This window comes from Mycobacterium sp. P4_H6 (assembly GCF_056400845.1).
Genome location: NZ_JBFUKN010000024.1, coordinates 19,625 through 40,985 on the forward strand (window position 1 = coordinate 19,625; position 21,361 = coordinate 40,985).

The window sequence follows — 21,361 nt, forward strand, 5'->3', positions numbered from 1 at the left end:
TATGACCAAACCCACACCCGCGCCGCGCCCGGCCCTCGTCAACATCGCATTCTGGCTGGTCCTGGCGGGATCGGTGCTGCTGCTGGCCGGTGGTCTGCTCGGGCTGAGCAGCGCGATCAGCACCCCGCGCAGCGCCTTCTCCACCGAGCTGTCCGACAGCGAGGTCCGCAGCATCGTGATCATGCGGGGCGGTATCAGCGCACTGCTGTTACTCACCGGTCTGGTGCTGAGCTTCCTGGCCGGCCGCGCCCGCAACGGGGATCTGCGGTTCCGCCGGGCGATGGTGTGGCTGTCGGTGGTGCTGGTGGCGCTGGTGTTCGTGCTGGCGCTGCTGGCACCGTTCGCCGTCGCGCCGCTGGCCCTTTTCGGGGTGGTGCCGGTGGCCATCGGGGCGACGCTGTTCATGCGGCCGGCGGCCTCGGACTGGTTTCTGGAGGTGCAATGACCGAGAGCATCCCGCCGGCTCCCGAGACCACCGAGCAGGTGTTATTCCGCGAGCCGGGTGGCACCTGGTGGTGGTTGCTGGCCGGTCCGGCGGCCGGCGCGGCGATGATGTTCATCCAGCTGTCCGGTGGCGTCGGCGTGCAGTTCGGGGTGCCTGTGGCCTTCACCATCCTGGTCAGTGGCTTCCTCTGGATCCAGATCAAGGCCGCCCGCATACACACCTCGGTGGAGCTGACGCCCACCACGCTGCGGCAGGGGACCGAGTTCGTCACCATCGCCGACATCGTGAAGATCTATCCGGGGCCCAAGCGTCACGAGGCCGAGAAATGGCAGTCCTACCGTGCCTTCGGTGAGCTCAGCGGCATCCCCCGCGGTCGTACCGGGATCGGTATGAAGCTGACCGACGGCCGTTCCGGACAGGCTTGGGCACGCAGGCACCGCACGCTGCGCGCGGCCCTGGAATCGTTGGTCGGGGAGGCGGCATCGTGAGGCGCACCGCGATGGTGCAACTCGTCGTTGCCGCCGTGGCGCTGGTTGCCGCGGTGGCGAGTTGGCGCGCCGCCGGTTCCCCGGAGCAGGTGCCACCGATCATGGATGGCCAACCCACGCTGTCGACGACGGTCTACTACCCGCCGCTGCTGGTGCTCGCGCTGGCGCTGCTCACCGCCGCCGGTGTACTGGCGGTGTTGGGCATCGCCCGGTGGCGCCGCTCTCGGCGCTAGACCGCTCCACCGGTTACTGCTCAGGCAGGTTGGCGCCGGTCCCGCAACGGTTCCGTAGGTCGACCAGCGGCTGGCGAATCGCCTGTAGTTCGGCCTGCTCCCGAGGATGGGCCGTCAGGTAATCCTGGACCTGCGTTCGGATCTGGTCATGCGGTTGGCCCTGCAGCCCGGTGAAGAAATCGTTCACCCAGGGGTGTGTGAAGAGGTAGACCGACGTTCCTGCCGAGACGCTCGCCCTGACCTGCGATGCGTCGCCGGCAGTGCAGTTGAGCGGGGGGTCGGCCAGTGCTGACGGGACAGCGGTCAGTAGCAACGCGCAGACGGCCGAACCGGCCCCGATGGCACCGGCGACGGTGCGACCGGCGAGACGGGCATTGAGCAACATGTTGGACTCCTTTGGGTGTGGGTGCAACGAGCAATTGCCAGAGTCGAGAACTGACAACACAACACGGGCCATGGCCAGTCGCGATGTTCGTGTCGGCGGGAACTTCCGGCTACCGTCCGCGCCCGCCACCGCCACCGCCACCGCCGCCGCGGCCGCCACCGCCGCCGCGTGGGATGTTGACATTGGGAACGTTCACGTTCGGCACATTCACGTTCGGCACATTCACGTTCGGCACATTCACGTTCGGCACATTCACGTTCGGCACGTTGACATTCGGGACATCGAAGTTGGGCACGATCTCAGCGATCTCCGGGACATTGAAGTCTGGGACGATCTCGGCCAGGTCGGCATCGATATTGGCGTTGGGAACATTGATGTTCCCGGGAATGCCGGGCACGTTGACGTTGGGCACGTTCACGTCGCCGGGGATGCCGGGCACGTTGACGTTGGGCACGTTGACGTTGGGCACGTTGACGTTGGGCATGTTGACGTTGGGCACGTTGATATCGGGATTGGGTATGTCGATATCGGGACCGGGCTGAAGGGGCGCGTCCAGCACTGGCCACGTGGAGCTGAACACCTCATCCTGCGGGTCGGCCGTCGCCGGGGCGGCAAGAGTCGCACCCGTCAGGACGATGGAAGCTGCGATGACAATGGTGCGAACCATCATGGACCCCCGACCAGAGTGACGACCTCCCCTTTATTTACGCCTACGTAAGTCGCAAAGGGTGAAAACCAACAATTTGGTCTCAGGATTTTCACGGATCGTCAAGACGCCCCATCCGGCGGCACCCCGTGAGCCGTGGGGCAGAACACAATATGTGACGGGTTCGGCAGCCCCGTTCAGGGGTAATCTCGGCCGTGCTGGTCGCGGGGGCAGCGGCGTCACCGCGGAGTCGGGAATCGAGCTCTGGGCGGTAGACGATGACAAGAATCGAACGTTGGTTGGGGGCCGCGGCATCCGCGGCGTGTGTGGCGGCCGGATCGCTGGCGGTGGCGGGGCAGGCCGCGGCCGAGCCCCAGGCCTGCCCGGACATCCAGGTGGTGTTCGCGCGGGGCACTTTCGAAGCGCCCGGGGTGGGCGGAACGGGCCAGGCATTCGTGGATGCGCTGCGCGCCAAGACCGCAGGCAAGTCGGTGGACGTGTATCCGGTGAACTACCCCGCGTCGCTGGACTTCGCGACGGCCGCCGACGGTGTGGTGGACGCCGGTAACAAGATCCGTGCCACGGTGGCGGCCTGCCCGGACACCAAGGTGGTGCTCGGCGGGTTCTCCCAGGGGGCGGCGGTGGCCGCCTACATCACCGCTGATGCGGTGCCGGAGGGCTTCGCCCTGCCGCCGGGCCTGACCGGTCCGCTGGAACCGTCGGTGGCCGATCACGTCGCCGCGGTCGCGTTGTTCGGCAAGCCGTCGAGCGGTTTCCTGCAGATGATCTACACCGGTGCTCCCCCCATCACCGTCGGCGCCGGATACACCGATAAGACGCTGGATCTGTGCATCCCGACCGATCCGGTGTGCGCCCCGGGCGGCGGCGACGGCAACGCCCACAACATGTACGCGGCGAACGGTCTGGTCGACCAGGCCGCCGAGTTCGCCGCGTCCCGGTCCGGCGTCACCGAAACCGGAGACGCCGTCGTCGACCAGGCCTCCGGGTAGCGGCAGTCCGCGGGGCGTATGACCCACACCACAGCCTGTTGGAACAAAGTTCAAAATCTGTAACACTGTTCCCCATGACGGAACTGGCGGAGAACGTACCCGAGGCACTCGACGACGCATTGCCGCTCGGGCCCGACTCCTTGGTGTGGAAGTACTTCGGTGAGAACCGGATGTACCTGATCGGGCCGCGCCCCGCGGTGCTGCAGAACATGCTCGCCGAACTCGGCCAGGGCGTGTTGGACCACTCGACGTTCTTCTCCGACACCGCCGAGCGCCTCAAGCGCACCATMCCGCCGATCTTCAAGACGGTGTACGGCTCCGAGGACAACAACGCAGGCACCCAGGTACGCGACTTCCACCACAACATCAAGGGCGACATGCCGGGCCCGGACGGTACGCCGGCCGGGCGTTACCACGCACTGGATCCGGATACCTACTACTGGGCCCACGCCACGTTCGTCGAGCAGGTCATCTACTTCGCCGACACTTTCGTCAAGCGGCTCAGCGAGGCGGAGAAGGAGCAGATCTATCTGGAATCCAAGACCTGGTACCGGCGCTACGGGGTCAGCGACCGTCCGCAGCCGGCCACCTACGCCGAGTTCGTGCAGTACTGGGACCGGATGCTCGAAGAGGTCGCCGTCCCGCACAAGTCCGCCAGGTACGGCGTCGGCTATGTCACCAAGGGATTCCCGTGCCCCAAGGGGGTGAACCCGGTGGTCTGGAAGCTCATCGCGAAGGTCTTCGATCCCGTCGCCGCATTCATCACCGCCGGCGGGCTGCCACCGCGGGCGCGCGACCTGCTGGGCCTGCCCTGGACCGAGCGCCAGGAACGCAACTACCAACGGTTCGCCGCACTCTGCCGGTCCCGCCCGGTCAACTGGGCCTGGGACAAACTGCCGATGTCGGTGCGCTACAGCAAGTTCGCCCAAGCCGGCTATGCCAGGGGCTGACGCCGGCGAAACCATCCTCGACGCGGCACTCGTCGAGTTGGAGCGGCACGGCTTCCGCAAGGTCGCCCTCGACGATGTCGCGCGGCGGGCCGGGGTCAGCCGGACCACCATCTACCGGCGCTTCGCCAACCGGGACGAACTCGTCGGCGCGGTCATCGAACGTGAGAACGTGGCATTGTTCGCCGATATCGCCAAGGAGTTGAAAGCGGCCAAGCCGCAATCGAACTACTACGTCGAGGCGTTCACGCTGTCGATCATGCGGTTCCGTCGGCACCGGGTGCTCAACCAGATGATCGTCGACGATCCCGCTCTGGCCCAGGAGATGCTGCACCGGCACTACGGCGCCGCCGTCGAAAGGATGGCCGCCGCACTGCTCGTGATCTTCCCGGACGGATTCGCCGAGCGGATCGGCGCTCAAGCCGTCAACGACCTGGCCGACACCATCCTGCGGTATGCGGCCATGGTGCTGCTGTTGCCCAGCGTGCAGCCGTTGCAGACCGCCGACGACGTACGGGCCTTCGCGACCCGGCACTTCCTGCCCAGCCTGCCTGCGGCTTTACGCTCGGTCTCGGCCTGATTGTTTGGTGGGTCACATATTCGGGCAGCCGTGAGCCATGACTACTCAACCTGACCGCGGCACCAAGGCGACGCCGGAAGAAATCGGGGCCTATGAGGACAACCGTCCGACGTCCGTGCTGCCCGGCAGCGATGGCACGGTATCGGGCACCGCGGTGACCGACTGGCTGGACGACGACGGAAACCCGAAATACAACGAGAACTCCACCGAAGAAGACCAGGACTCCACAGAAGACCAGACCCCGAAGAATTAAGCTGACCGGGTGACGCCGCTGGAACAGACCGCCCCCGCCTTCGTGGACATGGCCCATTCCATCGTGTGGGCCTCGGTGGCCACCGTGGACGCCGACAGCAAGCCGCGCAGCAGAGTTCTGCACCCGATCTGGGAGTGGGACGGCACCGACCTGTTCGGCTGGGTGGCCACCGTACCGTCGCCGGTCAAGCAGCAGCACCTCGCCGTGCACCCGTTCATGTCGGTCAATTACTGGGCGCCCAACCACGACACCTGCAGCGCAGACTGCCTCGTCGAGTGGTACACCGATGACGACACCCGAAAGATGGTGTGGGACAAGTTCGTCAACGCCCCCGAACCGCTGGGCTACAACCCGACCATCATCCCGGGCTGGGACTCGCCCACCTCGTCCGCCTTCGCCGTCCTCCGGCTGGCGCCGTACCGGCTGCGCGTGCAACCCGGCACCGTGATGACCGCGGCGACCGGCGAGGTGCTCAGCTGGAGCGCGTGAGCAACAACGCGGATTCGATTGGGGCGATGCGCAATACGTGTCGCCACGGCCCCTTCGCGACGCTCAGCGCCTCACTCAGCGGCACCACCCGGGGTTCCTCCACGAGCAGGCTGCGACCGTCGATCTGCACCCGCCCGGACCCGGAGGCCTGCAGGTTGCGTACCCAGTCGGTGTCAGTGCCGTAGGGCAACAGCACCGCGACCCCATCGGTCGTCGGGAACGCCGTCACCGGTGTGCGGTAGTCCTTCCCGGATTTGCGGCCGACGTGGTCGACGGCCGACCACAGTGGCACATACCCGGCCAGCGGCTCCACCACCGGGTTGACGTACTTACGGTTGAACTCGGCACGTTGGCGGGCGAAGAGCATGCGGTGGATTCTAGAGCTCTCCGACGGTCGCCGCGGGGTTGCTGCAGACATTGCGCAGCAGATTCTCGAACTGCGCCAGCAGATTCCGGATCAGCTCCCCGCTGTACAGGGCGGTGCGGTAACTCGCCTCCAACACCATGGCCGAGCCGCTGTCGACGACGTTGATGAACAGTTCGAACGTCTCGGCCTGCCGCACCAGGGTCTCGTAGCCGACGGTCAGCCCGGTATGCCGGATGTCGTCGTCACGCACGTCGATGTTGAACACCACGCTGACCAGGGGCGGGCGGTTGCCGACCCGGGTCAGGTTGAGCTGCTCGGTCAGTGTGCCCACGCTGACGCCCTGGTGGTCGTAGGCGTCCAGCAGGGCGCCTCGGGTGCCCCGCAGGGCGTCGGTGAAGCTGTCGGCGCCGTCGATCTGCAGACGCAGGGGCAGCAGGTTCACGCAGTGCCCCACCAGCCTGCCCTGATCGTGGAAGGACTGACCGGCCGCGGCCAGCCCGATCACCAGATCGTCCTGCCCGGTTCGCTGCTGCAGCAGACCGGCGAACCCGGTCAGCATGGTGGCCACCAGGCTGGCGCCGTGCGCGCTGCCCACGGTGCGCAACCGGCTCACCAGATCGGCATCCAGCGGTAGGTCCACCCGGGCCGCGGACAAATCACTGTCGTCACCGCCGGGCCGGTCGCCCGGAATCTGCGGTGGCGCAGGCACCTCGCGCAGCTGCTTGAGCCAGTAGTCCTGGTGCAGCCGGCCGGTACGGGACTGCAGGAAGTGATGCTCGACGGCGCTGTAGTCGGCGTATCGCGGTGCGGCGGGCAACGCCGCGTCGCGTCCCTCCACCCGTGCCGAATACAGCGCGGCCAGCTCGCTCAGCGCGACCGCACCCGACCAGCCGTCGCACACCGCGTGATGGGTCACGAACAGCAGCTTGTGGTGCTCGGCGCCCAGTCGCACCAACCGGAACCGCACCAGCGGCCCGTTGCGCAGATCGAAGCGGCTGCTCATCTCGTGGTCGTGGATCTGGGCCAGCGAGGCGGYCCGGGTCGGCTCGTCGAGTCCGCTCAGGTCGTGCACCGGCAGGTCGAGTTCGACGGTCGTGTCGATCACCAGGGACCGGCCGTCGCGGGAGAACCGGGCGCGCAGCGACTCATGCCGGTCCAGCAGGGTCTGCAGGCCGTGCCGCATTGCCTGCTCGTCGAGGCGCCCGGCCAGGTCCAGGCTCAGACCTTCGTTGTAGGCGACGCTGTTGTTGCCGACGAAGCGGGCGGCCAGCCAGACCTCACGCTGGGATTCGGTGCTGGGCAAAGTGATCGTCGTGCCGTCCGCGCTGACGGTCGCGCCGAACAGTTCCGCCGTCGGCGTCACATCGTCGAAGAAGCCGCCCTGCTCCATCTGCGCGATGGCGTAGGCGAACGCATCGACGATGAACTGCACCTCGGCCGGACCGTGTTCGGTGGTCAGATAGTTCGGCCGGGCATCCCAGGCGTTCACCCCGGCTTCGCGCAGGAAGTAGTAGAACAGTTCGCCGAAGGCGAGTTCCTGGGTCCACTCCGGCTTCATCAGCGACCCGAACCGGCCGATGTGCATGGGCACACCCTCGGAACGGAACAGCGCGTTGAGGCGGTCCACCATGTCCGCGGCGGTGGCATTGACCCGGTCCTGCAGGCCCGGATTGTCCTTCATGTGCTTGAGGGTGGCGTGCACGACGGCCATCGTGAGCGGGTGGCGCACGAAGGTGCCCGCGAAGTAGGTGACTCCCACCTCGGGCATCGAGTCGTCCCCGAACTGCCAGCTGCCACCGTCGAGGGCGTCCATGAACCGGGCGGTGCCCGCCAGTGCACCGACCGGCAGCCCGGCACCGAAAACCTTGCCGTAGCAACCGATATCGGCCTTCACACCCCACACACCCTGGGCGCCTGCCCAGTGCACGCGGAAACCGCACACCACTTCGTCCATGATCAGTGCGGTGCCGCTCTCATCGCAGATCCGGCGCACCTCGCGTACATAGTCGGCGGGCTGCAGATCGGGCTTGCGGGACTGCACGGGTTCGATGAGCACGGCCGCCAGCTCGTGGGCCCGTTCACGCAGCACCGCAAGCGATTCCGCGGTGCCGTATTCCAGGACGATGGTGTTGGCCACGCTCTCCGGCGGGACGCCGGGCGCGGCGGGCACGGTCCGGCCGCTCGGTGTGCTGCGGACCAGGACCTCATCGGTGATGCCGTGGTAGTCACCCTCGTGCTGCACGATGAGGTTGCGCCCGGTGACGGTGCGGGCCAGCCGGATCGCGGCCAGCACCGCCTCGGAACCGGTGTTGCAGAAGGCGACCCGCTCATGGCCGGTCATTTCCCCGAACAGCTTGGCGCATTCACCGGCGATGGGGTTCTGCGGGCCGATGATGATGTCGCGCTCGATCTGCCGTTGCACCGCGTCCACCACGAAATCCGGTCGATGGCCGAAGAACACCGAGCCGAAGCCGTTGGTGATGTCGACATAGTCGTTGCCGTCGATATCGGTGAACCGCGGGCCCTTCGAGGTCTCCGACACGATCGGGTAGACCAGGTCCTTCCACAACGGCCGGAACCCGGACACCGCACGCGGATCCGCCAGGTGCGGACGATGCTCGTCGGCGTAGGCACGGCTGCGCGTGGTCCGCGCGGTGTAGCGGGCGACGAAATCGTCGAGCGCGGCCCGCTGCCGCGGCGTCAACGACTCGTCGGCGGTCTTGCTGATGCGGGCTCCCGCACCGAAGACCTTGGGCTTCTGCGGATCTGCGCCGCCGGCGTCGAGTTCCAGCAGGTGCGCCGCCAGCCCGGCCGGGGTGGTGAACTCCTCCAGCAGTTGGCGAAACCGCAGCGAGACCGAGCGCCGCTGGTTGACCTGGGTGGTGATCTGGGTCAGCAGCAGGGAATCGAACCCCATCTCCAGGAAGGAGCGGTGATCGTCATCAGGGCCGATGTCGACACCGGCCACCTCGGCGAACAGTGTCCGCACGAAGGTGGTCATCCGGTCCGCCGGGTCGGCCTCGATGTCCTGCTGAGGTGCCTCTGTTTCCGGTGCCGGGGCGGCGGCGGTGACGGGCAGCGCTCCGGCCGGGGTGAGCCAGTGCCGGGACTTGGCGAACGGGTAGGTCGGCAGGCTGACCCGGAGCCGGGTCTCGCCGGCGTGCACCCGGCGGGCATCGGTGTCCACCCCACACAGGAACAGCCGGCCCACCGCGGCGGCGACGTGCTCGGCATCGTCGGCGTCGGCGGCACCGGCATGGGGGAGTGAAGCCACCGCGGTGACCCCGCACTGGCGGGCACTGGTGGTGAGGTTCTGACCGGGACCGCATTCCAGCAACACGACGCCGGGATGTTCGGCGACGTGGCGCAGGGCAGGCGCGAAACGCACCGCGTGACGTAACTGCTGCGCCCAGTAATTCGGGTCCTGGGCCTGCTCGTCGGTGATCGGCAGCCCGGACAGGCTGGAGTAGAACGGCAGCGACGGCGCGGTGCGCGGATACTGCGCGACCACCCGGGTGAACGCATCGACGATCGGATCCATCATCGGTGAGTGGAAGGCGTGACTGGTGTGCAGCGCGGTGGTGGGCACCCCCGCGGACTCCAGTTGAGCCCGTACCTCGTCGAGTTCACCATGCGGGCCGGACAGCACGGTCAGCTTCGGCGAGTTGACACCGGCAACGGCGACCGACCCGCGCACGTACCGGCCGGCGTCCTGTTCGGACAGCCGCACCGCGAGCATCCCGCCCGCCGGCATCGACTGCATCAGCCGGGCGCGTTCGGCGAGGATCAGCAGCGCATGCTCGAGCTCGAACACACCGGCCAGGGTGGCGGCCACGAACTCGCCGACGCTGTGCCCGATCATGGTGTGCGGCTTCAATCCCCAGCTCATCCACAGCTTGGCGGTGGCGTAGCTGATGGTGAAGATGGCCGGCTGGGCCAGCTGGGTGTCGCGCAGTGCATCGGCGGAATCAGCATCGAAGAGCACATCGCGGAGATCGACGTTCAGCGCTGGCAGCAGGATGTCGGCGCACTGGTTGACCGCGCTGCGGAACACGCTCTCGGTCTCGTAGAGCCGGCGTCCCATCCCGGTGTGCTGGGCGCCCTGGCCGGGAAAACCGAACACCAGGTGCGGGCGCCCCTGCGGATCACGTCCGGTGACAACGCTTTCTGGGTCCGCGAGCCGGGTGGCGGCCTGCCCGGGGGACCGGGCCACCACCGCGGCCCGGTACTGGTGCCGGTTGCGGCCCACATCGAGTGTGTAGGCGATATCGGCGAGCGAATCCGCGGAGCCGGTCAGCACCCGGGCCAGGTCGTCGATCTGGGTCTGCAGCGCCTCGGCGCTGCGCGCCGACAGGCGCAGCACCTGCCACTCCCGGCGGGCCGGGGTGGACGCCTGGACCGGGCCCTGCTCCAGGATGGCGTGGAAATTGGTGCCGCCGAAACCGAACGAGGACAGCGCGCCTCGGCGCGGACCGTCGGGCGCCCAGCTGGTGCGGGTGTCGTTGACGAAGAACGGCGAGGACTCGAAGGCGCAGTCCGGGTTGGGCTTTTCGAAGTTCAGGGTGGCCGGGCGTTCGCCGTGGCGCAGCATCAGGGCCAGCTTGATCGCGCCGGTCATGGCCGCTGCGGCATCGAGGTGCCCGATGTTGGTCTTCACGCTGCCGATCGCACAGAACCCGGTGTCCTCGGTGTCCTCCCGCCAGGACTGGGTGATGGCGGCCACCTCGATGGGGTCGCCGAGCGGGGTGCCGGTGCCGTGGGCCTCCAGCACGCCGATGCTGCGGGCGTTGATACCGGAACGGTCCAGCGCGGTACGCACCACGTCCCGCTGCCCGGCGATGCTGGGCGCGGTGAAACTGGCACGCTCACCGCCGTCGTTGTTCAGGGCGGTGGCGCGGATGACGGCGTGGATGGTGTGGCCGTCGGCAATCGCGTCGTCGAGGCGCCGCAACACGACACACGCGCCGCCGCCGGTGAGCACCATGCCGCTGGCATCGGCATCGAACGCGCGTACCCGCCCGTCGGCGCTGAGCGCCCCGCCGGGAATGTGCTCGTGCCCGTGGCGGTACTGCCAGGGCAGCGACGCGCCGCCGGCCAGCGCCACATCGCAGTCGTCGGCCAGCAGTGCCTGACAGGCCAGGTGTAGCGCGGCGCCACTGGACGAGCATGCCGTCTGCACGCTCATCGCGGGCCCGGTCAGTCCCAGTTTGTAGGCGATGCGGGTGGCGGCGTAATCCTTGTCATTGCCGACCAGTGCGTAGCCCAGGCCGTAATCGCCGGTCTGATCGTGCGGCAACACGTTGCGGGTGAGGTAGCTGTTGGCGGCCACACCGGCGTAGATGCCGGCGCGCAGCGTGCTGGTGGCGGTGGCCAGCCCGGCGTCCTCGAAGGCGGCCACCGCGGTCTGCAACAGCAGGCGCTGCTGCGGGTCTATCCGTTCGGCCTCGTGCGGGGTGTAGCCGAAGAAGGTGTGGTCGAAGGTTTCCGAGTCGGCGACCCAGCCGCTGACCGGCACCTGCCCGGGCAGGTCCGGGTTGAACTCCAGCACTTCCAGCGAGTCCACCCCGTCGAGCAGGTTGCGCCAGAACGTCGCTACGTCGGCGGCACCGGGCACCCTGGCCGCCATGCCGACGATCGCGATGTGTTCGCCTGTGCGGCGGTGCCGCGGGGCGCGCGGCACGGGCGCGGCGGCCGGTTCGGGCCGCGCCAGCCTGGCGGCCACCCCGGCGATCGTCGGCTTCTCGAAGAACTCGGTGATCGTCAGTGCCGCACCGACTTCGGCGTTGACCCGGGTCACCAGCCGGGTGGCCAGCAGCGAGTTGCCGCCCAGTTCGAAGAACGGGTCCTCGGCACCGGCGCCGGGGAACCCGAGGAGGTCTTCCCAGATGGCGGTCAGCGTGCGTTCCAGCGCATCGGCCGGCGGCCGGTACGCGGTGCCCAGTGCGGGGCGCCCCAGCACCGGTGCGGGCAGCGCCTTGCGGTCCACCTTGAAGCTGGCGTTGACCGGGAAGGCGTCCATGAAGGTGTAGCTGGCCGGGACCATGAAGTCGGGAAGATCATGCGCCAGTACGGCATTGAGTGCGGTTCGGTCCCGCGCACCCTCGGAGGAGGTGCGCAGGTAGGCCGCCACGAAGCGTTCCCCGTCCGGTCGGGACGGCGCGGTCACCACGCTCTCCAGTACACCGGGGATGCGGTTGAGGGCCTGTTCGATCTCGCCGAGTTCCACCCGGTGACCGCGGATCTTGACCTGGTGGTCCATCCGGCCGTGATAGAGCAACACCCCGTCGGCGCGCCGGCTGACCAGATCGCCGGTGCGGTAGAGCGTGTCACCGCCCAGCGGGTCGGCGACGAACGCGGCCGCGGTCTGCTCGGGCAGGTTGCGGTACCCGGCGCCCACGCAGACACCCTGCACGCACAGCTCGCCCTTTTCGCCGTGAGTGACCAGGCGCAGGTCACGGTCGCGGACGGTGAGCACGATATTGGGCAGGGCGTCACCGAGCGGGCAGTCACCGCCGGTGCTGATATCGGCGTCGGTGACCTCGTGGGCGGCGATGGTGTCGGCGCACTCGGTGGGCCCGTAGCCGTTGAACAGCGCGGGCCGGATATCGGCGTGGGTCAGCCAGTTTCGGAACCGGTCCAGGCGCAGCGCCTCGCCCAGGATCAACAGCCGTCGCACGCCGGCCATCTGCGCGTAGGTCGCCGCACTGCCGTCCTCGATGAGGCCGAGCAGACCGGTCGGCGTGTGACTGAGGGTGTTGACGCCGAAGTCGACGATGGCGGCGCGGATACGCGGCGGGTCATAGACGGGGGAGTCGTAGAGCACCACGGTGCCCCCGGCCAGCAGTGGTGAGCAGATCGCCTTGCTGGTGATGTCGAAGCCGATGGAGGTCGCCACCAGTGCACGGGTCTGCGGGCCGACGCCGAAACCGTCGATCATCCAGCGGTTGACGTTGACCGCGCCGCGCTGAAAGTTCAGGGTGCCCTTGGGTTTTCCGGTGGATCCGGAGGTGTAGATGGAGTACACCAGGTCATCGGCGCTGCCCGCCGGTGGGTTGGTGTCGTGGCCGGCATCGTCATCGCGCAGCTGTACCACCCGGGTGCCGGCCTGAATACCCATGGCGCGCAGGCCCTCCGCGTCACGGTCGGTGACCACTGCGAACGGTTGGGCGTCGGCCAGGATTCCGTCGATGCGGGCGGCGGGGTAGGTCGGGTCCAGCGGTATGTAGTAGCCGCGAGCCTTCAGGATGCCCATCAGCGCGATCGGCAGCAGCGGGGTGCGGTCGCACAGAAAGGCCACCCCGGTGCCCGGCGTCAGTCCGGCATCGATCAGTCGGTGCGCCAGGCCGTTGGCCCGGGCGTTGAACTCGGCGTAGGTCAGCGACCCGTCGCGGTGGGCGATCGCCTCGGCGTCCGGGGTGCGGGCGACCTGCTGCGCGAACAGATCCTGGATGGTGCTCACGCGGCAGCCTTTCGCGCAGAAATGGTGAGGAAGCGCATGCCCGCCACTTCGGTCTCGTACTGCTCGACGACGTCCCAGCCGGCCCGGGTGAGTAGGTGCGGGTGGTTGTGGCAGAAGCTGAACTCGTTGCCGTGCGGACGCGAGCGGGTTTCGGTGCTCAGGTCGTAGCCGGTGTAGACCGGTTCGGTGAGCAGCCACCAGCCACCGCGCTGCGCGGTGATCCGGTAGAGCTCGGTGACCCTCTCCTCGGGCAGGTACTCCAGCACGCCGGCATTGGAGAAGTACGTCCAGTCGGCGCCGGTGTTCGCGTCGATCCAGGACACCGCGTCGGCGGCGACGAATCCCAGCCGGTCCTCGTGCTGCCAGCGGCGGGCGTTGGTGCGGGTCGCCTCGGCGTTGATGTCGACGCCGACGAAGCGGCCGATCTCGGGGAGTTGCCGGCTGAGGTACTCCAGGGCCAGGCCGTTGCCGCTGCCGATCTCGCAGAGCGCGGGGCAGGACCGGGTACTCAGCTCGCGGCGCAGGAACTCCAACGGGCGGGCGTGCTCGCGCAGGAACCACTCCTGGAAACGCTCGGCGATGTCGGGGTCCGCGCTGAACCGCGCGCCACCGGGTCCAGCCCAGAACCGCTGGTGCAGGGCGCTGAGCGCCGGCCAGTCGGCGGGCGTGGCGCGGCTGGTCCAGCCGGCCAGCATCAGCCGATCGGCCAGCGTGAAGGTTGCGGGATCGCCCTGATCGAGCAGCTGCCGGCCGTAGCGCGGGCGCAGCGTGAGCAGGGTGCGCCCCAGGCTGACCTTGACCGCTTTGCGCCAGCCCTGTTCCGGCAATCCGAACGGATATCGGATCGCGGCCTGGCTCATAGGTAGCTGATCGGTCACAAGAATTTTCCTAACGACGCATATTCAGGATGATTATCCGCTAAATCAGGCATTTTGCCCGAACATGCGAGTTTGCGATAGTGGAGTGTGGGATTTGCCACGTCTACGGCGGATCTGTTCCACTACACCCTGTAGTTGCTGAGTTGGCATTGACTGGAACACTGGGGGTCATGAGCAGTACCGGTTCATCCGTTTCGGCCTCCGCGAAGTTGTTCGCCGACGCGTCATCGGTGATCCCCGGCGGGGTGAACTCGCCGGTGCGGGCCTTCAGCGCCGTCGGCGGGACCCCGCGCTTCATCACCTCGGCCAACGGCTATTGGCTGACCGACGCCGACGGCAACCGCTACGTGGACCTGGTGTGCTCCTGGGGACCGATGATCCTCGGACACGCATACCCGGGCGTCGTCGAGGCGGTGCAGCGCGTCGCCGCCGACGGGCTGTCCTTCGGCGCCCCGACGCCGGCCGAGACCGAACTGGCCCGCGAGATCATCGACCGCGTCGCGCCCGTCGAGCGCATCCGCTTCGTCAACTCGGGTACCGAGGCCACCATGAGCGCCATCAGGTTGGCGCGCGGATTCACCGGGCGCCCCAAGATCATCAAGTTCTCCGGCTGCTATCACGGTCACAGCGACGCGCTGCTCGCCGACGCCGGATCCGGTGTGGCGACCCTGGGCCTGCCGTCCTCGCCCGGGGTCACCGGCGCCGCCGCCGCCGACACCATCGTGTTGCCCTACAACGACGTCGCCGCCGTCGAGGAGGCGTTCGCCACGCACGGCGAACAGATCGCGTGTGTCATCACCGAGGCCAGCCCGGGCAACATGGGCACCGTGGCGCCGCTGCCGGGTTACAACGCGGCGCTGCGCCGGATCACCGCCGAGCACGAGGCCCTGCTGATCATGGACGAGGTGATGACCGGATWCCGGCTCAGCCGGTCCGGTTGGTACGGCCTGGATCCCGTCGACGCCGATCTGTTCACCTTCGGCAAGGTGATGAGCGGCGGCCTGCCTGCTGCGGCGTTCGGTGGCCGCGCCGAGGTGATGGAGAAGCTCGCCCCGCTCGGCCCGGTGTATCAGGCGGGCACGCTGTCGGGGAACCCGGTGGCCATGGCGGCCGGTCTGGCCACGCTGCGCGCCGCCGATGACACCGTGTACGCCACCCTCGATGCCAACGCCGACCGGCTCGGCGCGCTGATCACCGGCGCCCTCACCGAGGCCTCGGTCGCGCACCGGGTATCGCGCGCCGGGAACTTCCTGACGGTCTTCTTCGGGGACAGTGAGCCGACGGACTTCGCCACCGCCAAGGCCACCGAGACCTGGCGTTACCCCGCGTTCTTCCACGCGCTGCTGGACGCCGGCATCTATCCGCCGTGCAGCGCCTTCGAAACCTGGTTCGTCTCGACCGCCCTCGACGATGACGCCTTCGACCGGATCGCCGCGGCCCTGCCGCACGCGGCGCGCGCGGCCGCCGAGGCGACGCGGTGACGACACGTACGACGGTCCATGTCATGCGCCATGGCGAGGTACACAACCCGGAGAAGGTGCTCTACGGCCGGCTGCCCGGCTACAACCTGTCCGACCGCGGCCGGCTGCAGGCCCAGTCCGCGGCGGATTGGTTGGCGCCCAAGGACATCACCTATGTGGTGGCTTCCCCGCTGGAGCGCGCCCAGCAGACCGCGGCGCCGATCGCCGCGGTGCACGGGTTGGACATCGACACCGACGACGACCTGATCGAATCGTGGAACGACTTCGAGGGCAAGCGCGTGGCACCCGGGGACGGCGCCCTGCGCGACCCGCGCAACTGGCCGCGCCTGCGCAACCCGCGCAAACCGACCTGGGGTGAGCACTATGACGACATCGCGCCGCGGATGATCGCCGCGCTGCACCGCGCGCGGGAGAAGGCGGCCGGCCACGAGGCGGTCTGCGTCAGCCATCAGCTGCCGGTGGAGACGCTGCGCCGGGCGATGACGGGCCGCAAGCTGCCGCATCTACCGCTCCCGCACAGCCGGTTGTGCAACCTGGCGTCCATCACCTCGTTCACCTTCGACGATGACCGCCTCGTCCGCTGGGGTTACACGGAGCCCTGGGGCATCTAGTGAAGTGGGTTTTCGCCCTGGCGATGTCGCTGGCGGTCGTGGTGTCCGGGTGCAGTACCGGTGACGACGCCGTCGCTCAGGGCGGCACCTTCGAGTTCGTCGCGCCCGGTGGCAAGACCGACATCTTTTACGATCCCYCCGAATCTCGCGGTGTGCCAGGGAAATTAGCAGGCCCGGACCTGATGGACCCGGAGCGGACGCTGGCGCTCTCGGATTTCGCGGGCAAGGTCGTGGTCATCAACGTGTGGGGACAGTGGTGTGGGCCCTGCCGCGCCGAGATCGGTGAGTTGCAGCGGGTCCACGAACAGACCAAGGACCTGGGCGTGCAGTTCCTGGGAATCGATGTGCGCGACAACAACCGGGATGCCGCGGTCGATTTCGTCACCGACCGCAATGTCACCTTCCCGTCGATCTACGACCCGTCGATGCGCACCATGATCGCGTTCGGCGGCAAGTACCCGACCACCGTCATCCCCTCCACACTGGTGCTGGATCGTCAGCACCGGGTGGCCGCGGTGTTCCTGCGTGAGCTACTGGCCACGGATCTGAAACCGGTGGTCGAACGGCTGGCTGCAGAACAGTGACCGATCTGATCACGGGTGGACCGCTGCTGCTGGCGGTCGGGCTGAGCATGCTGGCCGGGCTGGTGTCCTTCGCCTCACCGTGCGTGGTGCCGCTGGTGCCCGGCTACCTGTCCTACCTTGCCGCGATCTCCGGCGGGGACAGCCGCTTCCGGGTGGCCGGCGCGGCCGGCCTGTTCGTCGCGGGATTCACCGTGGTGTTCGTACTCGGCAGCGTTGCGGTCCTTGGCATGACGACGGCGTTGATCACCAATCAGGAACTGCTGCAACGCATCGGCGGCGTGGTCACCATCGCGATGGGTCTGGTGTTCATCGGCTTCATCCCGCTGCTGCAACGTGAAGCCCGATTCGCGCCGCGACAACTCTCGACGCTGGCCGGGGCGCCGCTGCTGGGTGCGGTGTTCGCGCTGGGCTGGACGCCGTGCCTGGGCCCGACACTGACCGCGGTGATCGCGGTGTCCTCGGCCACCGAGGGATCGGCGGTGGCCCGCGGCATCACCCTGGTGATCGCCTACTGCCTGGGCCTGGGTCTGCCGTTTGTGTTGCTGGCCTTCGGGTCGGCCCGGGCGGTGCGCGGGCTGGGCTGGCTGCGCGCCCACACCCGCGGTATCCAGATCTTCGGTGGCGTGCTGATGATCGCGGTCGGCATCGCACTGGTGACCGGACTCTGGGGTGATTTCGTGGCCTGGGTGCGCGACGCGTTCGTGTCGGATGTGAGGCTGCCGATATGAGGGCCTTCCGGAAAGTGTGGGCGCTGATCCGCAACACCTGGCGCACCCTGACCTCCATGGGCACCGCGCTGGTGCTGTTGTTCCTGCTCGCGCTGGCCGCCATCCCCGGAGCCCTGCTGCCGCAGCGCAGCCTCAACGCTGCCAAGGTCGACGAGTACCTGGCCCAACACCCGACCATCGGCCCGTGGCTGGACCGGGTGCAGGGCTTCGACGTCTTCTCCAGCTTCTGGTTCACCGCCATCTACGTGCTGCTGTTCATCTCGCTGGTCGGCTGCCTGACCCCGCGGCTCGCCGAGCACATCAAGAGCGTGCGTGCGGTGCCGGTCCCCGCGCCGCGCAACCTGTCCCGGCTGCCCAAACACCACGAGGCCGAGATACCCGGTGAGCCGGCGCAGTTGGCCGCGTCCATCGACGACCGGCTGAAGGGCTGGCGGCGCACCACGCGGGTGGACGACGGTGTCACCGAGATCTCGGCCGAGAAGGGCTATCTGCGCGAGTTCGGCAACATCGTCTTCCACTTCTCCCTGCTCGGCCTGCTGGTGGCCATCGCCGCCGGCAAGCTGTTCGGCTACGAGGGCAACGTCATCGTCATCGCCGACGGTGGACCCGGGTTCTGTTCGGCATCCCCGGCCGCCTTCGACTCGTTCCGGGCCGGCAACACCGTCGACGGCACCTCGCTGTACCCGATCTGTGTGAAGGTCAACGATTTCGACGCCGACTACCTGCCCAGCGGTCAGGCCGTCACCTTCGCCGCGAACATCGAATACCAGGCCGGCGCGGATCTGGAGAGCAACACCTGGAATGACTACCGCCTCGAGGTCAACCACCCGTTGCGCGTCGGCGGGGACCGGGTCTACCTGCAGGGCCACGGATACGCACCGACGTTCACCGTCACCTTCCCCGACGGACAGACCCGCACCAGCACGATGCAGTGGCGCCCCGACGATCCGATGACGCTGCTGTCCTCCGGAGTGATCCGGGTCGATCCGCCGGCGGGCACCTATCCCGATCCCGATGAACGCCGCGAGCAACAGATCGCGATCCAGGGTCTGTTCGCCCCGACCGAATTCCTGCAGGGCACGCTGCTGTCCTCCAGCTTCCCGGCGCTGAACAAGCCCGCGGTGGCCATCGACATCTACCGCGGCGACGCCGGCCTGGACACCGGGCGCCCGCAGTCCATCTTCGACCTGGATCCCCGGCTGATCGGGCAGGGCCGCCTCAACAAGGAGGCCCGGGTCAACCTCAACGTGGGCGAGGAGAAACGCCTCGAGGACGGCACCACCGTCCGTTTCGACGGAGCCGTCCCGTTCATCAATCTGCAGGTGTCCCACGATCCCGCGCAGATCTGGGTGCTGGTGTTCTCGCTGACCATGATGGCCGGTCTGGTGGTGTCGCTGGTGGTGCGACGCCGCCGCATCTGGGTTCGGATCACCCCCGCACCTGCGGGTACCGTGAGCGTCGAACTCGGGGGACTGGCCCGCACCGACAACTCCGGGTGGGGCGACGAGTTCGAGCGGTTGACGGACCGACTGCTCACAGACGGAGGTAAGCACGCGTGAACAGCACCGACATCGATATCGAGCTGGCCAGGTATTCGGACTGGGCCTTCACCTCGTCGGTGGTGGTCCTGGTGCTGGCGCTGCTGCTGCTGGCCGTCGAACTGGCGTACTCGCGCGGCCGCAAGGTCGAGGCCCGCGAACTGGTGGGCGCAGCCGTGGGTGCCGACAGCGCCACCCCCGGCATCGTCACCGATGCCCCGACCCGCACCGCCGATGAGCGCATCGGACGCGCGGGTGTCGCGTTGACCTACGTCGGTATCGCGCTGCTCGCGGCGTGCATCGTGCTGCGCGGTCTGGCGACCTCGCGGGTGCCGTGGGGCAACATGTACGAGTTCATCAACCTGACGTGCTTCTCCGGTTTGGTCGCCGCCGCTGTGGTGTTGCGCCGGCCGCAGTACCGCGGGCTGTGGGTCTTCGTGCTGCCGCCGGTGCTGGTCCTGCTGACCGTCTCGGGCAAGTGGCTCTACACCCATGCCGCGCCGGTGATGCCCGCTCTGCAGTCCTACTGGTTGCCGATCCACGTCTCGGTGGTCAGCCTCGGCTCGGGTGTCTTCCTGGTCGGCGGTGTGGCCAGTGTGCTGTTCCTGCTGAAGATGTCCCCGCTCGCCCAGCGGGACAACGGCTTCGGGCGGATGCTGCAACGCCTGCCGGATGCGCAGCTGCTGGACCGTATCGCCTACCGCACCACCATCTTCGCCTTCCCGGTGTTCGGGTTCGGTGTCATCTTCGGCGCCATCTGGGCCGAGGAGGCGTGGGGCCGGTACTGGGGCTGGGACCCCAAGGAGACGGTGTCGTTCATCGCATGGGTGGTGTACGCCGCGTACCTGCACGCCCGGTCGACCGCGGGCTGGCGCGACAAGAAGGCCGCCTGGATCAACGTCGTCGGGTTCATCGCGATGGTCTTCAACCTGTTCTTCATCAACCTGGTCACGGTGGGTCTGCACTCGTACGCGGGGGTCTGAGCCGTGCCGAGCTTCCGGGCGCAGAACCGCTTCGTCGATCCCTCGCTGGCGCTGCCGCCGGAGTGGACGGCGCCGACACCGCCGCACGGGTTCCCTGTTGTGCAGGGTGGGCCGAGCGCAGCGGATCTGCCGCCACAGACCAGCCCGGTCCCGCTGCCGGCGCCCTACCTCGATCTGTCCACCGTGGCGCTGCTCGGCCGGCCCAAACAGGCACCCTCGAAGGGTTGGCGTCGCTGGGTGTATCTCGGGTCGTTCAAGCTGCTCAACGTCGGTGAGAGCCCGAAGGTCACCAACCAGATCACCCTGCTCGAAGAGGTCGGCCGGCCGCTGCGTGGCTGCTACCGCATCGCGGTGCTGTCGCTGAAGGGCGGCGTCGGCAAGACGACGGTCACCGCGACGCTGGGGGCCACCTTCGCGTCCAGCCGGGGTGACCGGGTCATCGCGGTGGACGCCAACCCCGACCGCGGGACCCTGAGCCAGAAGGTGCCCCTGGAGACCCCGGCGACCGTGCGGCACCTGCTGCGCGACGCCGAGGGGATCGCCTCCTACAGCGATGTCCGGCGCTACACCTCGCAGGGCCCGAGCCGGCTGGAGGTGCTGGCTTCGGAATCCGATCCGGCGGTCTCCGAGGCATTCAGTTCACAGGACTACGCGCGGACCGTCGAACTGCTGGAGCGCTATTACAGCCTGGTACTGACCGATTGCGGTACCGGGATGCTGCACTCGGCGATGGCCGCGGTGCTGTCGAAGGCCGATGTGTTGATCGTCGTCAGCTCCGGTTCGGTGGACGGGGCGCGCTCGGCATCGGCGACGCTGGACTGGCTGGACGCCCACGGCCATCAGGATCTGGTGCGCAATGCCGTCGCGGTGGTCAACGCGGTGCGTCCGCGCTCCGGCAAGGTCGATCTGCAGAAGGTCGTCGACCACTTCTCCCGGCGGTGCCGGGCGGTGCTTCAGGTGCCCTTCGACCCGCACCTGGAGGAGGGCGCCGAGATCAGTCTGGAACGCCTGAAGCCGCCGACGCGTGAGGCGTTGCTGCGGCTGGCAGCGGTGGTTGCCGCGGGGTTCCCGAGCGCGAGCTGACTAGCTGCGCGGGTTGTCGCCGTCGCGGAGCCTGCGCAGGAAATCGGGATCGTCGTCCGGTCCGATGACGCGCGGCCTCGGGCGATTGGCCGAAGCGCGCACCAATCGGTAAGTCGCATATGCGAGCCCGGCCACGATCAGGGCCAGGAGTAAGTACTGCAAGCGAATAACCT

Annotated in this window: 21 protein-coding genes; 15 read left to right on the forward strand and 6 right to left on the reverse strand. The window is 68.1% G+C overall.

Going from position 1 to position 21,361, the window contains the following annotated elements; translation table 11 throughout:
* The first annotated feature begins 1 nt into the window (after position 1).
* The 3 genes from AC1DTF_RS12410 to AC1DTF_RS12420 are packed head-to-tail and all read left to right on the forward strand — an operon-like array spanning position 2 to position 1,166.
* Positions 2–445, forward strand: coding sequence for a hypothetical protein (locus AC1DTF_RS12410; RefSeq protein ID WP_477474257.1), 444 nt, complete (start codon positions 2–4; stop codon positions 443–445).
* The gene (locus tag AC1DTF_RS12415) at positions 442–933 is read left to right on the forward strand and encodes a DUF3093 domain-containing protein (RefSeq protein WP_477474258.1); all 492 of its coding nucleotides are present in this window, start codon (positions 442–444) and stop codon (positions 931–933) included. The genes AC1DTF_RS12410 and AC1DTF_RS12415 overlap by 4 nt, the downstream gene beginning before the upstream one ends.
* Positions 930–1,166 (forward strand): hypothetical protein, encoded by a 237-nt coding sequence (locus AC1DTF_RS12420; protein ID WP_477474259.1) that lies wholly within the window; start codon positions 930–932, stop codon positions 1,164–1,166. Before AC1DTF_RS12415 ends, AC1DTF_RS12420 begins: the two co-directional genes overlap by 4 nt.
* Positions 1,167–1,179: 13 nt before the next feature.
* Here the strand turns inward: AC1DTF_RS12420 and AC1DTF_RS12425 are convergent, their stop codons facing one another.
* Complete coding sequence (locus AC1DTF_RS12425; protein ID WP_477474260.1) at positions 1,180–1,551, reverse strand: heme-binding protein; 372 nt, start codon at positions 1,549–1,551, stop codon at positions 1,180–1,182.
* Positions 1,552–1,660: 109 nt separating this feature from the next.
* Complete coding sequence (locus tag AC1DTF_RS12430; protein WP_477474261.1) at positions 1,661–2,221, reverse strand: hypothetical protein; 561 nt, start codon at positions 2,219–2,221, stop codon at positions 1,661–1,663.
* Positions 2,222–2,475: 254 nt separating this feature from the next.
* Here AC1DTF_RS12430 and AC1DTF_RS12435 point away from each other — a divergent pair, with 254 nt between their 5' ends.
* From AC1DTF_RS12435 to AC1DTF_RS12455, 5 genes are all read left to right on the forward strand, one after another.
* Complete coding sequence (locus AC1DTF_RS12435) at positions 2,476–3,207, forward strand: cutinase family protein (protein WP_477474262.1); 732 nt, start codon at positions 2,476–2,478, stop codon at positions 3,205–3,207.
* A 74-nt stretch (positions 3,208–3,281) separates the two neighbouring features.
* Entirely contained in the window at positions 3,282–4,157 is an 876-nt protein-coding gene (locus tag AC1DTF_RS12440; protein WP_057170100.1) for an oxygenase MpaB family protein, read from the forward strand.
* On the forward strand, positions 4,144–4,734 hold the full coding sequence (locus tag AC1DTF_RS12445) for a TetR/AcrR family transcriptional regulator (protein ID WP_057170099.1): 591 nt from the start codon (positions 4,144–4,146) through the stop codon (positions 4,732–4,734). The genes AC1DTF_RS12440 and AC1DTF_RS12445 overlap by 14 nt, the downstream gene beginning before the upstream one ends.
* Before the next feature lie 37 nt (positions 4,735–4,771).
* Positions 4,772–4,987, forward strand: coding sequence for a hypothetical protein (locus AC1DTF_RS12450; protein WP_477474263.1), 216 nt, complete (start codon positions 4,772–4,774; stop codon positions 4,985–4,987).
* A gap of 9 nt (positions 4,988–4,996) precedes the next feature.
* Positions 4,997–5,476 carry a pyridoxamine 5'-phosphate oxidase family protein gene (locus tag AC1DTF_RS12455; RefSeq protein WP_477474264.1) on the forward strand — a complete coding sequence of 160 codons (480 nt, stop codon included), beginning with the start codon at positions 4,997–4,999 and terminating at the stop codon, positions 5,474–5,476.
* Here AC1DTF_RS12455 and AC1DTF_RS12460 read toward each other — a convergent pair.
* Genes AC1DTF_RS12460 through AC1DTF_RS12470 form a run of 3 tightly spaced genes read right to left on the reverse strand, consistent with a single transcriptional unit; the run spans position 5,460 to position 14,162 of the window.
* On the reverse strand, positions 5,460–5,843 hold the full coding sequence (locus AC1DTF_RS12460) for a nitroreductase family deazaflavin-dependent oxidoreductase (RefSeq protein ID WP_477474265.1): 384 nt from the start codon (positions 5,841–5,843) through the stop codon (positions 5,460–5,462). The genes AC1DTF_RS12455 and AC1DTF_RS12460 overlap by 17 nt on opposite strands.
* Positions 5,844–5,853: 10 nt before the next feature.
* Positions 5,854–13,302: an amino acid adenylation domain-containing protein gene (locus tag AC1DTF_RS12465; RefSeq protein ID WP_477474266.1), complete on the reverse strand. Its 7,449-nt coding sequence runs from the start codon at positions 13,300–13,302 to the stop codon at positions 5,854–5,856.
* On the reverse strand, positions 13,299–14,162 hold the full coding sequence (locus tag AC1DTF_RS12470; protein ID WP_057170095.1) for a class I SAM-dependent methyltransferase: 864 nt from the start codon (positions 14,160–14,162) through the stop codon (positions 13,299–13,301). The genes AC1DTF_RS12465 and AC1DTF_RS12470 overlap by 4 nt, the downstream gene beginning before the upstream one ends.
* Positions 14,163–14,350: 188 nt before the next feature.
* Here AC1DTF_RS12470 and hemL point away from each other — a divergent pair, with 188 nt between their 5' ends.
* The 7 genes from hemL to AC1DTF_RS12505 are packed head-to-tail and all read left to right on the forward strand — an operon-like array spanning position 14,351 to position 21,188.
* Complete coding sequence (hemL, locus tag AC1DTF_RS12475) at positions 14,351–15,661, forward strand: glutamate-1-semialdehyde 2,1-aminomutase (protein WP_477474267.1); 1,311 nt, start codon at positions 14,351–14,353, stop codon at positions 15,659–15,661.
* 23 nt (positions 15,662–15,684) lie between these two features.
* On the forward strand, positions 15,685–16,272 hold the full coding sequence (locus AC1DTF_RS12480; protein WP_057170093.1) for a histidine phosphatase family protein: 588 nt from the start codon (positions 15,685–15,687) through the stop codon (positions 16,270–16,272).
* 23 nt (positions 16,273–16,295) lie between these two features.
* Entirely contained in the window at positions 16,296–16,856 is a 561-nt protein-coding gene (locus AC1DTF_RS12485) for a TlpA disulfide reductase family protein (RefSeq protein WP_477474287.1), read from the forward strand.
* A complete protein-coding gene (locus AC1DTF_RS12490; protein ID WP_442928766.1) occupies positions 16,853–17,584 on the forward strand; it encodes a cytochrome c biogenesis CcdA family protein in 732 nt (243 codons plus the stop codon). Before AC1DTF_RS12485 ends, AC1DTF_RS12490 begins: the two co-directional genes overlap by 4 nt.
* Positions 17,581–19,143, forward strand: a complete 1,563-nt coding sequence (gene resB, locus AC1DTF_RS12495; RefSeq protein WP_057170092.1) for a cytochrome c biogenesis protein ResB — start codon at positions 17,581–17,583, stop codon at positions 19,141–19,143. Before AC1DTF_RS12490 ends, resB begins: the two co-directional genes overlap by 4 nt.
* Entirely contained in the window at positions 19,140–20,105 is a 966-nt protein-coding gene (ccsB, locus tag AC1DTF_RS12500) for a c-type cytochrome biogenesis protein CcsB (RefSeq protein WP_057170091.1), read from the forward strand. Before resB ends, ccsB begins: the two co-directional genes overlap by 4 nt.
* A 3-nt stretch (positions 20,106–20,108) precedes the next feature.
* Positions 20,109–21,188 carry a MinD/ParA family ATP-binding protein gene (locus tag AC1DTF_RS12505; protein WP_477474268.1) on the forward strand — a complete coding sequence of 360 codons (1,080 nt, stop codon included), beginning with the start codon at positions 20,109–20,111 and terminating at the stop codon, positions 21,186–21,188.
* On the opposite strand, the gene AC1DTF_RS12510 is transcribed toward AC1DTF_RS12505, so the two are convergent.
* A complete protein-coding gene (locus AC1DTF_RS12510; RefSeq protein ID WP_200962272.1) occupies positions 21,189–21,350 on the reverse strand; it encodes a hypothetical protein in 162 nt (53 codons plus the stop codon).
* Between the last annotated feature and the right edge of the window lie 11 nt (positions 21,351–21,361).

What these genes read in the sequence shown, in the direction of transcription:
- AC1DTF_RS12415 (WP_477474258.1), top strand. Translation starts at nt 442, where the DNA reads ATGACCGAGAGCATCCCGCCGGCTCCCGAGACCACCGAGCAGGTGTTA.
- AC1DTF_RS12425 (WP_477474260.1), bottom strand. Translation starts at nt 1,551, where the DNA reads ATGTTGCTCAATGCCCGTCTCGCCGGTCGCACCGTCGCCGGTGCCATC.
- AC1DTF_RS12430 (WP_477474261.1), bottom strand. Translation starts at nt 2,221, where the DNA reads ATGATGGTTCGCACCATTGTCATCGCAGCTTCCATCGTCCTGACGGGT.
- AC1DTF_RS12410 (WP_477474257.1), top strand. Translation starts at nt 2, where the DNA reads ATGACCAAACCCACACCCGCGCCGCGCCCGGCCCTCGTCAACATCGCA.
- AC1DTF_RS12435 (WP_477474262.1), top strand. Translation starts at nt 2,476, where the DNA reads ATGACAAGAATCGAACGTTGGTTGGGGGCCGCGGCATCCGCGGCGTGT.
- AC1DTF_RS12450 (WP_477474263.1), top strand. Translation starts at nt 4,772, where the DNA reads ATGACTACTCAACCTGACCGCGGCACCAAGGCGACGCCGGAAGAAATC.
- AC1DTF_RS12480 (WP_057170093.1), top strand. Translation starts at nt 15,685, where the DNA reads ATGCGCCATGGCGAGGTACACAACCCGGAGAAGGTGCTCTACGGCCGG.
- AC1DTF_RS12460 (WP_477474265.1), bottom strand. Translation starts at nt 5,843, where the DNA reads ATGCTCTTCGCCCGCCAACGTGCCGAGTTCAACCGTAAGTACGTCAAC.
- resB (WP_057170092.1), top strand. Translation starts at nt 17,581, where the DNA reads ATGAGGGCCTTCCGGAAAGTGTGGGCGCTGATCCGCAACACCTGGCGC.
- AC1DTF_RS12470 (WP_057170095.1), bottom strand. Translation starts at nt 14,162, where the DNA reads ATGAGCCAGGCCGCGATCCGATATCCGTTCGGATTGCCGGAACAGGGC.
- AC1DTF_RS12445 (WP_057170099.1), top strand. Translation starts at nt 4,144, where the DNA reads ATGCCAGGGGCTGACGCCGGCGAAACCATCCTCGACGCGGCACTCGTC.